This is a genomic window from Hydrogenophaga sp. (assembly GCF_036675665.1).
Classification (GTDB): domain Bacteria; phylum Pseudomonadota; class Gammaproteobacteria; order Burkholderiales; family Burkholderiaceae_C; genus Hydrogenophaga.
The window spans coordinates 458,704-473,013 of the sequence record NZ_JAKFEO010000007.1; the positions used below are offsets into that span (position 1 = coordinate 458,704).

15 protein-coding genes and 1 tRNA gene are annotated in these 14,310 nt (G+C 67.5%); 10 read left to right on the top strand and 6 right to left on the bottom strand.

All coding sequences use genetic code 11. The features are described from left to right. Nucleotides 1–2: 2 nt before the first annotated feature. The 6 genes from V6M63_RS04885 to V6M63_RS04910 all read left to right on the top strand — a co-directional run bounded on the left by V6M63_RS04885 (nucleotide 3) and on the right by V6M63_RS04910 (nucleotide 4,066). Nucleotides 3–308: an urease subunit beta gene (locus V6M63_RS04885; RefSeq protein ID WP_332739996.1), complete on the top strand. Its 306-nt coding sequence runs from the start codon at nucleotides 3–5 to the stop codon at nucleotides 306–308. After that, the gene (ureC, locus tag V6M63_RS04890) at nucleotides 308–2,026 is read left to right on the top strand and encodes an urease subunit alpha (RefSeq protein ID WP_332739997.1); all 1,719 of its coding nucleotides are present in this window, start codon (nucleotides 308–310) and stop codon (nucleotides 2,024–2,026) included. Before V6M63_RS04885 ends, ureC begins: the two co-directional genes overlap by 1 nt. An 11-nt stretch (nucleotides 2,027–2,037) precedes the next feature. Beyond that, nucleotides 2,038–2,568, top strand: a complete 531-nt coding sequence (ureE, locus tag V6M63_RS04895; protein WP_332739999.1) for an urease accessory protein UreE — start codon at nucleotides 2,038–2,040, stop codon at nucleotides 2,566–2,568. Then, complete coding sequence (locus V6M63_RS04900; RefSeq protein WP_332740001.1) at nucleotides 2,555–3,274, top strand: urease accessory protein UreF; 720 nt, start codon at nucleotides 2,555–2,557, stop codon at nucleotides 3,272–3,274. Before ureE ends, V6M63_RS04900 begins: the two co-directional genes overlap by 14 nt. Beyond that, nucleotides 3,271–3,954, top strand: a complete 684-nt coding sequence (gene ureG / locus V6M63_RS04905; protein ID WP_332740003.1) for an urease accessory protein UreG — start codon at nucleotides 3,271–3,273, stop codon at nucleotides 3,952–3,954. Before V6M63_RS04900 ends, ureG begins: the two co-directional genes overlap by 4 nt. Nucleotides 3,955–3,978: 24 nt before the next feature. After that, nucleotides 3,979–4,066, top strand: a tRNA-Ser gene (locus tag V6M63_RS04910). Between the two features lie 49 nt (nucleotides 4,067–4,115). On the opposite strand, the gene V6M63_RS04915 is transcribed toward V6M63_RS04910, so the two are convergent. Further along, on the bottom strand, nucleotides 4,116–5,048 hold the full coding sequence (locus V6M63_RS04915) for a LysR substrate-binding domain-containing protein (protein WP_332740005.1): 933 nt from the start codon (nucleotides 5,046–5,048) through the stop codon (nucleotides 4,116–4,118). Nucleotides 5,049–5,148: 100 nt separating this feature from the next. On the opposite strand from V6M63_RS04915, the gene V6M63_RS04920 reads away from it, so the two are divergent. The 4 genes from V6M63_RS04920 to hpaI are packed head-to-tail and all read left to right on the top strand — an operon-like array spanning nucleotide 5,149 to nucleotide 10,007. Continuing rightward, nucleotides 5,149–6,159: a Bug family tripartite tricarboxylate transporter substrate binding protein gene (locus V6M63_RS04920; RefSeq protein ID WP_332740007.1), complete on the top strand. Its 1,011-nt coding sequence runs from the start codon at nucleotides 5,149–5,151 to the stop codon at nucleotides 6,157–6,159. Nucleotides 6,160–6,163: 4 nt separating this feature from the next. Beyond that, nucleotides 6,164–7,687, top strand: coding sequence for a UxaA family hydrolase (locus tag V6M63_RS04925; protein WP_332740009.1), 1,524 nt, complete (start codon nucleotides 6,164–6,166; stop codon nucleotides 7,685–7,687). A 41-nt stretch (nucleotides 7,688–7,728) separates the two neighbouring features. Continuing rightward, nucleotides 7,729–9,213 carry an NAD-dependent succinate-semialdehyde dehydrogenase gene (locus tag V6M63_RS04930; RefSeq protein WP_332740011.1) on the top strand — a complete coding sequence of 495 codons (1,485 nt, stop codon included), beginning with the start codon at nucleotides 7,729–7,731 and terminating at the stop codon, nucleotides 9,211–9,213. Next, complete coding sequence (gene hpaI, locus V6M63_RS04935; protein ID WP_332740013.1) at nucleotides 9,210–10,007, top strand: 4-hydroxy-2-oxoheptanedioate aldolase; 798 nt, start codon at nucleotides 9,210–9,212, stop codon at nucleotides 10,005–10,007. The genes V6M63_RS04930 and hpaI overlap by 4 nt, the downstream gene beginning before the upstream one ends. A gap of 34 nt (nucleotides 10,008–10,041) precedes the next feature. Here the strand turns inward: hpaI and V6M63_RS04940 are convergent, their stop codons facing one another. Genes V6M63_RS04940 through V6M63_RS04960 form a run of 5 tightly spaced genes read right to left on the bottom strand, consistent with a single transcriptional unit; the run spans nucleotide 10,042 to nucleotide 14,248 of the window. Continuing rightward, the gene (locus V6M63_RS04940) at nucleotides 10,042–10,935 is read right to left on the bottom strand and encodes a sugar phosphate isomerase/epimerase family protein (protein WP_332740015.1); all 894 of its coding nucleotides are present in this window, start codon (nucleotides 10,933–10,935) and stop codon (nucleotides 10,042–10,044) included. A 4-nt stretch (nucleotides 10,936–10,939) separates the two neighbouring features. Next, nucleotides 10,940–11,866, bottom strand: a complete 927-nt coding sequence (locus tag V6M63_RS04945; RefSeq protein ID WP_332740017.1) for a VOC family protein — start codon at nucleotides 11,864–11,866, stop codon at nucleotides 10,940–10,942. A gap of 41 nt (nucleotides 11,867–11,907) precedes the next feature. After that, on the bottom strand, nucleotides 11,908–12,741 hold the full coding sequence (locus tag V6M63_RS04950) for a shikimate dehydrogenase family protein (RefSeq protein ID WP_332740019.1): 834 nt from the start codon (nucleotides 12,739–12,741) through the stop codon (nucleotides 11,908–11,910). Between the two features lie 18 nt (nucleotides 12,742–12,759). After that, nucleotides 12,760–13,230, bottom strand: coding sequence for a type II 3-dehydroquinate dehydratase (aroQ, locus tag V6M63_RS04955; protein WP_332740021.1), 471 nt, complete (start codon nucleotides 13,228–13,230; stop codon nucleotides 12,760–12,762). A gap of 10 nt (nucleotides 13,231–13,240) precedes the next feature. Further along, the gene (locus V6M63_RS04960; protein WP_332740023.1) at nucleotides 13,241–14,248 is read right to left on the bottom strand and encodes a TRAP transporter substrate-binding protein; all 1,008 of its coding nucleotides are present in this window, start codon (nucleotides 14,246–14,248) and stop codon (nucleotides 13,241–13,243) included. Nucleotides 14,249–14,310: the final 62 nt, after the last annotated feature.

The window sequence follows — 14,310 nt, forward strand, 5'->3', positions numbered from 1 at the left end:
CCATGATCCCCGGCGAACTCTTCACCGACGAGGGCGAACACGCCCTCAACCCCGGCCGGCGCACGCTCACCCTGGTGGTGAAGAACGGCGCCGACCGGCCGATCCAGGTCGGCTCGCACTACCACTTCGCCGAAGTCAACGGCGCGCTCGACTTTGACCGCGCAGCGGCGCGCGGCATGCGGCTGAACATCGCGTCGGGCACGGCCGTGCGTTTTGAGCCCGGCCAGCAGCGCACGGTGGAACTGGTGGACTACGCGGGCGACCGCATCGTTTTCGGCTTTCGCGGGCTCACGCAAGGAAAACTCTGATGAGCACGATTTCAAGAAGCGCCTACGCCAACATGTTCGGCCCCACCGTGGGCGACCGCCTGCGCCTGGCCGACACCGGTCTCATGATCGAGATCGAGAAGGACTTCACCCTGGCCGCGGGCGGCTACGGTGAAGAGGTGAAGTTCGGCGGCGGCAAGACCATCCGCGACGGCATGGCGCAAAGCCAGCGCACGCGCGCCGAGGGCGCGGTGGACACCGTGATGACCAACGCGGTGATCGTCGACCACTGGGGCATCGTCAAGGCCGACATCGGCCTGAAGGACGGCCGCATCGTGGCCATCGGCAAGGCCGGCAACCCCGACACCATGCCCGGCGTGGACATCGTCATCGGCCCGGGCACCGAGGTCATCAGCTGCGAGGGCAACATCGTCACGGCCGGCGGCATCGACAGCCACATCCACTTCATCTGCCCGCAGCAGGTGGACGAGGCCCTCACCTCCGGCATCACCACCATGCTCGGCGGCGGCACCGGCCCGGCCACCGGCACCTTCGCCACCACCTGCACACCCGGCCCCTGGCACATCGAACGCATGTTGCAGGCCGCCGACGGCCTGCCGATGAACCTGGGCTTCCTGGGCAAGGGCAACGCCAGCCTGCCCGCGGCGCTGCACGAGCAGGTGAACGCCGGTGTGATCGGTCTGAAGCTCCATGAAGACTGGGGCACCACGCCGAGCGCGATCAGCAACTGCCTCGATGTCGCCGAAGAAGCCGACGTGCAGGTCGCCATCCACAGCGACACGCTCAACGAATCGGGCTTCGTGGAGAACACCATCGCGGCCACCCAGGGCCGCAGCCTCTGCGCCTTCCACACCGAAGGCGCTGGCGGCGGCCACGCGCCCGACATCCTGCGCGTGGTGGGCGAGGCCAACTTCTTGCCCAGCTCCACCAACCCGACCATGCCCTACACGGTGAACACGCTCGACGAGCACGTGGACATGCTCATGGTGTGCCACCATCTGGACGCCGGCATCCCCGAAGACCTGGCCTTCGCCGAGAGCCGCATCCGTCGCGAAACCATCGCGGCCGAAGACATCCTGCACGACATGGGCGCCATCAGCATGATGAGCAGCGACAGCCAGGCCATGGGCCGCGTGGGCGAGGTGATCATCCGCACCTGGCAGGCGGCCGACAAGATGAAGAGCCAGCGCGGCAGCCTGCCCGGTGACGGCTCGCGCAACGACAACGTCCGCGTCAAACGCTACATCGCCAAGTACACGATCAACCCCGCCATCGCGCACGGCATCTCGCACGTGGTGGGTTCGCTCGAAGTCGGCAAGTGGGCCGACCTGGTGGTGTGGAAACCCGCCTTCTTCGGCGTGAAGCCCGCCCTCATCTTGAAGGGCGGCAGCATCGCGCTGGCCGCCATGGGCGACCCCAACGCCTCCATTCCCACGCCCCAACCCGTGCACTACCGCCCCATGTTCGGCAGCTTCGGCGGCGCCATGGCCAAAAGCAGCCTCACCTTCGTCTCGCAGGCCGCGCTGGCTGCCGGCGTGGGCGAACGCTACGGCCTGCGCAAGACGTTGGACGCGGTGCGCGGCTGCCGCGGCGTGACCAAGGCCAGCATGGTGCACAACAGCCTGCTGCCGAAGATGGAGATCGACCCGCAGACCTACGCCGTGCGCGCCGACGGCGTGTTGCTCACCTGTGAGCCGGCCACCCGGCTGCCCATGGCACAGCGCTACTTCCTGTTCTGACAACCGATCCCATGCTGCAAGTCTCCAAACTCATTCCACAAGGCCAGGGCCTGGCCGCCTCACTGGTGCAGCGCGCGGCGCAGCTCGTGCTGGACTGGGACATCCGCCAGAAGAGCCGCTTCGACACCGTGGCTTCCGACGAACGCCACGTGGGCGTGTTCCTGCCGCGCGGCACGGTGGTGCGCGGTGGCGACGTGCTGCTCACGCAGGACGGCTCGCTCTTGCGCGTGGTGGCCGCGGCCCAGCCGGTGCTGCGCATCACCGCCTGCCCCGACCACCCGGCACACGAGCAGGCCTTCGACCTCATGCGCGCGGCCTACCACCTGGGCAACCGGCACGTGCCGATCGAACTGCAGCCGGACCACCTGAAGATCGAGCCCGACCACGTGCTGGCCGACATGCTGCGCGCCATGCACCTCACCGTGGTGGAGGCGCGCGAGCCCTTCGAGCCCGAGGCCGGCGCGTATGGAGCCCACCACGCCGCCACCCCGGGCCACGGGCATGCAGGGCACGGGCACGCCCACGACCATGACCACGGCTGACGTGGTGGAGGCGCCGCCCCGCTCGGCTGCCAGCCTGCTGCAGATCCTCTGGCTCGCCTCACCGGCGCTGCCGGTGGGCGGCTTCTCGTACTCCGAAGGCCTGGAGGCCGCGGTGGACGCGGGGCTGGTGCACGACGAAACAAGCGCTGCCGCCTGGCTCACCGACCAGATGCACCTGGGTCTCGCGCGCAGCGATCTGGCCGTGGTGGCGCAGGCCATTCCCGCCTGGCGTGCGAACGACCTGGCGCGCATCAACGCACTCAACCACTGGGTGCTGCAGACCCGCGAGACGCTCGAATTCCGCCTGCAAAGCGAGCAGATGGGTCGCTCGCTGCTGGAGTGGGCGCGCCAGCTCGGCGATCTGGGCACGGGCGTGTTCGAGCAGTTGCACAGCGCACGCCTGGACCCACCCACCTACCCGGTGGCCTGCGCCTGCGCGGCCGCCAGCACCGGTGCCAGCGTGCACGACAGCCTGGTCGGCTACGCCTTCGGCTGGTGCGAAAACATGGTGCAGGCCTCCATCAAGTCGGTGCCGCTGGGCCAGAGCGCCGGCCAGCGCATGCTCGCGCGCCTGGCGCAGCAGATACCGGCCGCGGTGGACCACGCCATCGCCCTGCACGACAATGACCGGCAGGCTTTCACCCCCTTGTTGGCCATCCATTCCGCCCGCCACGAAACCCAGTACTCACGCCTGTTCCGCTCATGACCGCCCTGCACCACATCCCCCGCCGCACCAAGCACCTGCCCCCGCTGCGCGTGGGCATCGGCGGCCCGGTCGGCTCGGGCAAGACCACGTTGCTGGAGATGCTCTGCAAGGCCATGCGCGAGCGCTACGACCTGATCGCCATCACCAACGACATCTACACCAAGGAAGACCAGCGCATCCTCACCGTGAGCGGCGCGCTGCCGGCCGAACGCATCATGGGTGTGGAGACCGGTGGCTGCCCGCACACCGCGATCCGCGAAGACGCTTCCATCAACCTGGAAGCCATCGACCGCATGCTCGGTGAGTTCCCCGACGCCGACGTGGTGTTCATCGAGAGCGGCGGCGACAACCTCGCCGCCACCTTCAGCCCCGAACTCAGCGACCTCACGATCTACGTGATCGACGTGGCCGCGGGCGAGAAGATTCCGCGCAAGGGCGGCCCCGGCATCACCAAGAGCGACCTCTTCGTGATCAACAAGACCGACCTGGCCCCCCACGTGGGCGCCGACCTGGAGGTGATGAAGGCCGACACCGCACGCATGCGCCCCGACAGCGTGCGCAGGCCCTGGGTGATGACCAACCTCAAGACGCTGGCCGGTGTGGACGAGGTGGTGCGCTTCATCGAGACGCGCGGCATGCTGCCCCAGCCGCAAGCCGAGCCAGCCGCCGTCGCAGGCTAAAATCGCCGCATTGCCGACGCATCCGGAGACTTGGGTGAGCGGTTTAAACCAGCAGTCTTGAAAACTGCCGACCCGCAAGGGTCCGTGAGTTCGAATCTCACAGTCTCCGCCAACGAATTCAAGGGTCTTGAGAAATCAAGGCCCTTTTTTCTGGCCCAGCGTCACCGCTTTGCCGCCACACGCCGCAGAGACTGCATCAACTGCTCGGTGATCCTCGTCGGCGGGCGCCCGCGCACCGTGATCAGGCCCACCGGCGGCAGATCGACCGGCACCGGCAGCTTCAACACCTTGAACAGGCCCTCGCGCTCGAAGTGCTGGCCCACCGACCGCGCCACGAAGGCCACCGCCATGCGCTGCTGCACGAAGGTGCTGATGGCCAGGAACGATGCGGTCTCGATGATGTCCGCCGGCGGTTGCAGCTTGTGTTTGAAGAACTGCTGCTCCAGCTTCACCCGCAGCGAGGCCCAGGGCGGCGGCAGCACGCAAGGCATGGCAGCGAGGTCGGCCCAGGTGGGTTGCTTCTTGCGCGAGAGGGTATGGCCCGCGCCCACCACCGCCACCATCGGCTCGTTGAAGAGCTTCTCGGTCACCAGGTCCGGGGCCGCATAGCCAGGTTCGAGCCTGCCCACGAACAGGTCGATCTCGCCCAGCCTCAGCTTGGGCAGCAGCTGGGTCAGATCGCCCTCCTCCACCAGCACCGTGGCCCCCGGTGCATCGCTCTTGAAGAGCGCCACCGCCTGGGCCAGCAACACAGGCAGTGTGACCACCATGGAGCCCACACGGGTTCGCCCCGCCGCACCGCTTTCCACCGCCGCGATCTCGTCCCGCGTGCGCTCGTAGTCGGCCAGCACCGAGCGGGCGAAGCGCACCAGCGAGCAGCCGGCGGCAGTGGGCTCGGTGCCGCGGGTCGAGCGTTCGAACAGCGTGGAGCCCAACATGCTCTCCACCTCGGTCAGCATCTTGGAGACGGCCGGCTGGCTCACCGACATGAACTCCGCCGTGCGCCCCAGGTGGCGGAACTGGTCCAGCGCCACCAGCAGCTGCAGGTGGCGCAACTTGATGTTGGAACGCAGGACACGGTCGATGGCAGCCATGGTTCAATCATAACCATCAGCTCATGAAGCGATTCCGTTTAACGATTGGATTGTTATGGATGGATGCCGAACAATCCCGGCTCCACCACAGAGGAAGACAATGAAACTCCAATCCCGCACCCCCATCTCCCGCCGCCAACTGCTCGTGGGCGGCAGCGCCACCGCCGCCGGCATCCTCGTGCCATCGCTCGCATTCGCATCGGACGCGGCCCGCTACCCCGAGCGCCCCATCGGTTTCATCTGCCCGTGGCCTGCCGGCGGCACCGCCGACCAGTCGATGCGCGCGATCTGCTCGGTGGCTGCCAACGTGCTCAAGCAACCCATCGCCGTGGAAAACAAGGCGGGGGCGGCGGGCATGATCGGTGCGAAGGCCCTGGCCAACGCCCGACCCGACGGCTACACCATCGGCCAGATCCCGATCTCGGTGACCCGTTTCTCGCAGCTCGGCACGCTGCAGGCCGACCCGCGCACGGACTACACCTATCTGGCCCGCACCTCGGGCCAGACCTTCGGCATCGCCGTGCTGCCCAGTTCGAAATTCGCAACGCTCAAGGACATGGTCACCTTCGCCAAGGCCAACCCCGGCATCGTGAGCTACGGCCACGCCGGCATCGGCGGCGCCACGCACGTGGGCATGGAAGAGTTCGCGCTGGCCGCCGGCATCTCGCTCAACGCCATCGCCTACAAGGGCGGCGCGCAAGCCCTGTCCGACACGCTGGGTGGTCAGGTCGACATGCTGGCCGATTCGAGCTCGTGGGCACCACACGTCGAAGCCGGCAAGCTTCGCCTGCTGGCCACCTGGGGCGAGCAGCGCACGCCGCGCTTCAAGGACACCCCCACGCTCAAGGACCTCGGCTACAAGGTGGTGGTCGACGCGCCCAATGGCATCGGTGCTCCCAAGGGCCTGGACCCGGTGGTCGAGCAGAAGCTGCGCGATGCCTTCCGCTTCGCCGTCAACAGCACCGAGTTCAAGGCCGTGGCCGACAAGATCGACGCACCCGTGATGTACCTCGACGGCCCCGACTACCAGAAATACGTTCAAGGCATGTACGACCGCGAAACGCAGCTGATCGAACGTCTCAAGCTCAAAGAACTGCTCCAGAAGGGTTGACCCGATGACACTCAGCCCCCTGATCCGCCTGCACGCCAACGACAACGTGCTCGTTGCAAGGTCCCCACTGGCCCTGGGCCAGGACCTGCCCGAGTTCGGCGTTCGTGTGCGGGCGCAGGTGCCGGCAGGCCACAAGATCGCGGCCAGCCGCATCGCGCAGGGGGAGCGCGTGCGCAAGTACGACACCGTCATCGGCGTGGCCGAACGCGACATCGAGGCGGGTGAGTACGTGCACACGCACAACCTGGCCCTGGTGGAGTTCGACCGCGATCCCGGTTTCGGCCTGGACGTGAAGCCCGTGGACTACGTCCCCGAGGCCGAGCGCGCGACCTTCATGGGCTTCGTGCGCGAAGACGGTCGCGTGGGCACGCGCAACTTCATCGGCATCCTGTCCTCGGTCAACTGCTCGGCCACGGTGATCAAGAACATCGCCGCGCACTTCACGCCCGAGCGCCTGGCCGCGTTTCCCAACGTCGATGGCGTGGCCGCCTTCGCGCAGACCAGCGGCTGCGGCATGTCCTCCCCCAGCGAACACTTCGACGTGCTGCGCCGGACCATCGCCGGTTATGCGCGCCACCCCAACATGGCCGGTGTGCTGATCGTCGGCCTGGGCTGCGAACGCAACCAGGTCGCCGGCCTTGTGGAGTCGCAGGGTCTGGCATCGGGCCGCCTGATGCGCACCATGGTGATGCAGGAGGTGGGCGGCACCCGCGTGACCATCGAAGCGGGCATCAAGGCCATCGAGGAGATGCTGCCCATCGCCAACAGCTACCAGCGCCAGAGCGTGCCCGCGAGCCACATCAAGATCGGCCTGGAATGCGGCGGCTCCGACGGCTTCTCGGGCATCACGGCCAACCCCGCGCTGGGCGCGGCCATGGACATCCTGGTGCGCCATGGGGGCACGGCCATCCTCTCGGAAACGCCGGAAATCCACGGCGTGGAATACATGCTCACGCGCCGCGCGGTCACGCCCGAGGTGGGCCAGAAGCTGCTGGACCGCCTGACCTGGTGGGAGAACTACACGCGCGGCCACAACGGCCAGTTCAACGGCGTGGTCGGCCCGGGCAACCAGGCCGGCGGCCTGGCGAACATCTTCGAGAAGTCGCTGGGCTCGGCCATGAAGGGCGGCACGACGCCGCTGCAGGCGGTGTACGAATACGCCGAGCCGATCGACCAGGCGGGCTTCGTGTTCATGGACTCACCGGGTTACGACCCGGTGGCCTGCACCGGGCAGATCGCCAGCGGCGCCAACCTGATCTGCTTCACCACCGGTCGGGGTTCGATGTTCGGCTCCAAGCCGGCGCCCACCATCAAGCTGGCCAGCAACTCGGTGATGTACCGCAAGCTGGAAGAAGACATGGACGTGAACTGCGGTGCCATCCTCGACGGCGAGGTGGACGTGCCGCAAATGGGCCAGCGCATCTTTGAAGCCATCCTGCGGCACGCCTCGGGCGAGCCGACCAAGAGCGAAGCCCTGGGCCTGGGCGACCACGAATTCGTGCCGTGGCACCTGGGCATCGTGAGCTGAAGCCGCTCACCCCCAATCCTTTCAAACACACTGGAGTTTTCATGCTGGGCGAACTTGTTCGCGGCGAACTGCTGCGCACTCAAAATTTCATTGCGGGCCGCTGGCAGCCCGCTCAGGCAGGCGCCTTGCTCGACGTGGTGGACCCCGCCACGCTGGCCACCATCGCGCGGGTGGTCGACAGCACGGCTGCGGACGCGCAGGCCGCGGCCGACGCCGCGCACGCGGCCTTCCCGGCCTGGCGCGACAAGAGCGGGCGCGAGCGCGCGCAACTGCTCAAGCGCTGGCACGCCCTGATCCTGGAACACCGCGAAGACCTGGCCCGCATCATTTCCGCCGAGCAGGGCAAGCCGCTGGCCGAGGCGCGTGGCGAAGTGCTCTACGGCGCTTCCTACGTGGAGTGGTTCGCCGAGGAGGCCACGCGCACGCACGGGGACATCATTCCCGAGCCGATGCGCGGCCGCAAGATGATGGCGGTGAAGGAGCCGGTGGGCGTGGTGGCCGCCATCACGCCGTGGAACTTTCCGCTGGCCATGATCGCGCGCAAGATCGCGCCGGCCCTGGCTGCCGGCTGTACCGTGGTGGCCAAGCCCGCGGAAGACACGCCGCTGACCGCCGCCGCCCTGGTGGAACTCGCGCACCTTGCGGGTTTTCCGGCCGGCACGATCAACCTGGTCTGCGCCTCGCGCGAGCACACGCCCGCGGTGGTCGATGCCTGGCTGGCGGACCCCCGCGTGCGCAAGATCACCTTCACCGGTTCCACGCCGGTGGGCAAGCACCTGGCGCGCGAGTCGGCTGGCACGCTGAAGAAACTCTCGCTCGAACTCGGCGGCAACGCGCCCTTCATCGTGTTCGAGGACGCCGACCTGGACGCGGCGGTCGAAGGCCTGATGGTCTCCAAGTTCCGCAACGGCGGGCAGACCTGCGTCTGCCCCAACCGCGTGTTCGTGCACGACAGCGTGCACGACCGCTTCGTGGAGAAACTGGCGACCCGCGTCGCCGCCCTGCACGTGGGCCCCGCGAGCGACGAGCGTTCGCAGATCGGACCCATGATCAACCAGCGCGCGGTCGACAAGATCGACCGCCACGTGGTGGACGCGGTGGCACACGGTGCGCGCATCGTCACCGGCGGCCACCGCCTCAGCGCGGCCGATGCCGGCAGCGCCGGCCACTACTACGCACCCACCGTGCTGTCGGGCGCCAACACCGCCATGGCGCTGGCGCAGGAAGAGACCTTCGGCCCCGTGGTCCCGGTGTTCCGCTTCACCACCGAAGACGAAGTGGTTGGCCTCGCCAACGACACGCCGTTTGGCCTGGCGGCCTACTTCTACACCCAGGATGCCCAACGCATCTGGCGCGTGGCCGACCTGTTGGAGACCGGCATCGTCGGCATCAACGAAGGCGCGCTGGCGGCCGAGGCCGCACCGTTTGGTGGCGTGAAGGAGTCGGGCTACGGCCGCGAAGGCTCGCGCGATGGCCTGGACGACTACATGCACGTCAAGTACCTCTGCCAGGGCAGCCTGCGATGAGCGGCAACCCCTTCAAGGCCGCGCTGGCGGCACGGCGCCCGCAGGTCGGCCTGTGGCTCTCGATGGCCGACCCCTACCTCGCGGAGGTCAGCGCCACCGCGGGCTTCGACTGGTTGCTGATCGACGGCGAGCACGCGCCGAACGACCTGCGTTCAACGCTGGGCGCCCTGCAGGCCGTGGCACCCTACCCGGCCCATCCGGTGGTGCGCGTGGTCTGCGGTGAAGTGCACCGGGTCAAACAGTTGCTCGACATCGGCGCACAGACGCTGCTGGTGCCCATGGTGGACACGCCCGAGCAGGCCGCCGCCCTGGTGCAGGCCACGCGCTACCCGCCGCTGGGCATGCGCGGCGTGGGCAGCGCGGTGGGACGGGTATCGCGCTGGAGCGCGCGCACCGACTACCTCGACGTGGCCGACAGCGAAGTCTGCCTGCTGGTGCAGGCCGAGACCGTCACGGCCTTGCAGAACCTCGACGCCATCTGCGCGGTGGAGGGCGTGGACGGCGTCTTCATCGGCCCGGCGGACCTCGCGGCCTCGATGGGTCACCGCGGCAAACCCGGCCACCCCGAGGTGCAGGCCGCCATCGAGCAGGCCATGCGGACCATCGTGGCCAGCGGCAAGGCCGCCGGCACACTCACCTCGGACCCGACCCTGGCACGGCGCTACCTGGCGCTGGGCTGCACGTTCGTGGCCACCGGCGTGGACGTGCTGCTGTTCGCCAATGCGGCGCGCAAACTCGCGGCCGACTTCGGGCGCGGCACCGCATCCCCGGCCGAGCGCTCGGCGGCCTACTGATCCGCTTCGCAGGGCCACCCGCACCATGGATGCCTCAACGCAGACGGATCTGGTTGGGCAGCGGCATCGACAGGCGCAGCACGTCTTCGGCCAACCAGAGCGCCGAGCGCCTCGCACGTTCGGCCACGAAGGGCAGGGGCAGCTGCAGGTAGTCGTCGTTGAACACCTCGAAGCTGTAGTCACCGCTGTAGCCCAGGCGTTCCAGCGACAGCACCAGCGCGGCCAGTTGTTCGGTGTGCACCCCCTCGCCCGGAAACACCCGGAAGGTGCGCGCGGTGGTCATGCGTTCCTCAAAAGTCGGGGTCTCCTGCCACATGAAGTCGGCGAGCTGGACCAGGAAGATGCGCTGTGGATCGAGCAGGTCGATCTCCTCCAGCGAGGTGTTGCTGGCGAAGAGGTGGAAGGCGTCCAGCCCCAGGCCGAGGTTGGGGCAGTTGGCCCGGGTGATCACGTCCCAGGCCACCGGGAATTCGTTGATGGTGCGGCCCCAGGACAGCGCCTCGAACGCGATCTTGATGCCGTGCGGGATTGCCAGCATCGCCAGCTTGCGCAGGTCGCGCGCGATCTGGTCGAGGTCGGTGCCGGCGTGGCGCGAGGTGGACGAGCACGCCAGCAGCACGTCGCAACCCAGCTCGGCACACATCTCCAGCATCTGTTGGGCCATCTCGACCTTGTAGTCGTGCAGATGGCCGCTCAGGCCTTCAAAATCGCGCAGCACCTGAAAGCCCGTGCCGCGCAGACCGCTGCGGTGCACCGCTTTGACGGCGGCCTTCCAGCCATCGGGGTGGCCCACCAGGTCGTTGGCCTTGAGCATGACCTGGGAGAAGCCGGCGTCCTGCATGGCTTCGAGCTTGGCCTCCAGCGGGCCGGCCAGGGTGATGGTGTCCATGCCGAAGGCCTGGATCGACGGGTTGTGTTGGGCGGTCATGCGCTCACCCGACATGAATGCCCGGCGCCCCGTGCACCAGCTCGAAGGCCACCGAACCGAGGTAGGTGCGCGAGATCGCGCCCCGCCCTTCGCTGTGGGCCTGCTCGGTCTCGACGAAGTCCAGCCCGAGCGCGCGCAAGGCGCGCACGGCGGCCAGCACATCGGGCACGCCCAGGCCGATGCGCTGGATTTTTTCGGAGCTGTCCCGCACGTTGAGGTCGGGCTCCACCAGCTGCAGCATGAAGCGGTTGGCCGGGTGCAGGGCCGGCGCCATCAGCAGCTTGCCCTTGGGCAGGATCCCGTAGCGTTCTTCGTCGGGGATGAGCGTCATGCCGAAAAGCTCGCCGTAGAACTCGATCCAGTCCACGGCCCGGTCGGCACCGATGTACTGCACGATGCCGAAAAATTCGATGCCGGCGGTGGCCGGCGGGTGCTGGTCCACCGACGGGATGGGGACGAAGTCGACGTCGTAGATCGAGAACTCGCGGTAGCGGTCCACGAAATAGATGCGGCTGCCCCCCACGCCGTGGATGGCCGGTATGTTGAGTTCCATCACTTCCGGGTGGGTGTGCACCGGCCAGGCACCGCGCGACAGCACGGCCTGGTAGGCCGCCCGGGCGTCGCGCACACGCAGGGCCACGGCGGAGATGGCGGGCACATCGGCGCCGTGGCTGGCGGCCTTTGAGTCCAGCGGCGATGAGTTCACCACGATGTTGATGCCGCCCTGGCGGTACAGCAGCACCTCGCGCGAGCGGTGGCGCGCCACCGGGCGAAAGCCCATCATCTCCAGCACCTGTCCCAGCGCCTGGGGTTTGTCGGTCGCGTACTCGATGAACTCCACGCCATCGAGACCCACCGGGTTGTCCGGATCGCCGAACGAGGGCTGCAGGGGTTCGCGGCTCGGATCGCGTGTGGTCAGGAAGTCGCTCATGGTCGGTGGCCTCCGGTGGGTGGGATGAAGAGAATTGTGTGTCAGTAGCTCAGGCGCGCGACGCTGCGCAGCGTCTCGGCGGTGGCGGTGGGCAGGTCGAAGAATTCCAGGTAGGCCGGTATCTGTTCGAACAGCATGTCGGTGCCGATCTGCACCGGGCAGCCCCGCGCCTGGGCAGCGCGCAGGAAGGCGGTCATTTCGGATTTCATGACCACCTCGCCCACAAAGGTGTCGGGCGAGAGGCGCGACACGTCCATGGGCAACGGGTCGCCGTCGTTCATGCCCATGGGCGTGGCATTGACGACCAGGTCGTGTCCGGCCGGGTCGTTGCTGCCGGTGATCACCTCGATGTCGGGGTACTCGCTCTTGAGGCGTTGGGCCAGCGCTTCACAGACCGTGGCCTGGGCATCGAACAGCGTGACGCGGGCCACGCCCATGGCGGCCAGCGACGCGGCGATGGCACAACCCACACCGCCGTTGCCCACCACCAGCACCCGCGCGCCCTGCAGCTTCAGGCCCTTGCGCTGCACGCCGCGCACGAAGCCGGCGCCGTCGAACATGTCGCCCATCAGGCGTCCGTCGGGCAGTCGTTTCACGGCATTGCAGGCGCCCGCCACCTTCACGGTGGGCGTGACCACGTCCACCAGGTCGACCGTCACCACCTTGTGAGGCATGGTGATGAGCGCGCCCCGGATGTTGGTGAGCTTGAACACGGCGCGCAGGAACGCGGGGTAGTCCGGCGTCTGGCAGCCCATGGGCACCACCACCGCGTTGATGCCCTCCCGCTCGAAGAACGGGTTGTAGATCATCGGCGACTTGAAGGTGTGCGTCGGGTAGCCGATGTGGGCAATGATTTCAGTGAGGCCATTGATCATGGAAGACACCCGGGAAAGTCAGGTCGCGGCGGCCTGGCGCGCGTGGCGGCGCACCAGGCCTTCGAGCGCGATCACGTAACCATCGACACCAAATCCCACCACGATACCGGCGGCCGCGGGCGAAATGAAGGAGTGGTGGCGAAAGGCCTCGCGGGCGTGCACGTTGGAGATGTGCAGCTCGATCACGGGCAGGCCGTCCACGCCCTTGATCGCATCATGCAGGGCCACCGAAGTGTGGGTGTAGGCACCGGGATTGAAGACACACCCCAGCACCGTGCCGTCCTTGTACCCACGGCCCGCCTCGTGGATGCGGTCGATCAGGGCGCCCTCCCAATTGCTCTGGAAGCACTCGATCTCCACACCGAGCTTCTGGCCGGCGTCGCGGCACAGGGCCTCGACATCCGGCAAGGTGGTGTGCCCGTACAGCGCGGGCTCGCGCAGCCCGAGCAGGTTGAGGTTTGGGCCGTTGAGCACCAGGACTTTTTTCATGCCGTCGTGCTCACTTGCGCAGCTTGTCCAGCTCACCCATCATCGCGCTCACGGTGGCTTCGCCCACACTGGCGGCGTGCTTGGCCAGCACCGGCTTCATCTTCTCGCGCAACTTCGCCACCTCGGCGGGTGGCAGCTCGGTCACCTGCATGCCACTCTTCTTCAGGCTCTCCAGCGTGCTGGCCTGTGCGCTGCGGGACTGTTCACGCTGGTATTTGGCCGATTCGGCGGCAGCGTCCTGCAACAGCTTCTTGTCATCGGCCGACAGCGTGTCCCAGAACTTCTTGCTCACCACCACCGACTGCGGGTTGTACTGGTGGTTGGTGATTGCCAGGTGCTTCTGCACCTCGAACAGCTTGGCACCCTGGATGGTGGCCAGCGGGTTCTCCTGCCCGTCCACCGCCCGCTGCTCCAGCGCGGCGTACAGCTCCGGGAAGGGCAGCGGCGTGGGGTTGGCGCCGAGCGCGCTGACCCAGTCGACGTTGATCGGGTTGGGGATCACGCGCAGCTTCAGACCGGCGATGTCCTCCACCTTGTTGATCGGGCGTTTGCCGTTGGTGATGTTGCGAAAGCCCAGTTCGTAATACGCCAGGCCGACCAGGCCCTTCTCCTGCAACTTGTCGTGCAGGCCTTTGCCGAAGGGGCCGTCGACCACGGCATCGGCTTCGCGTGCGTTGGCGAAGAGGAAGGGGAAGTCGTAGATGGCGAAGTCCTTCACCAGGCTGGCGAAGATGCCCGAGTTCATCGACGCCATCTCCAGCGTGCCGCCCTGCATGGCCGACAGGTTGGCCTGGTCGCTGCCGAGTGCACCGCCCGGAAAGATGTTGACCTTGAAACGCCCGCCCGACCTGGCTTCGACGATCTCGCCGAACTTCTCCATGCCCATCACGATGGGATGGCCCTTGGCGTTCTGGTTGACGAACTTGATGGTGCGGGTCTGGGCCTGGGCCAAGCCCACGTTGGCCAGGGTGGCCAGCGCGGCGGCGGCGAGCACGGTCTTGAGGAAAAAGCGTTTCATGGTTGTGTCTCCTGGGGTGGCGAAATCGGGACGCTCGAAGTGAAGGGAGCGGGTGGTGGCGT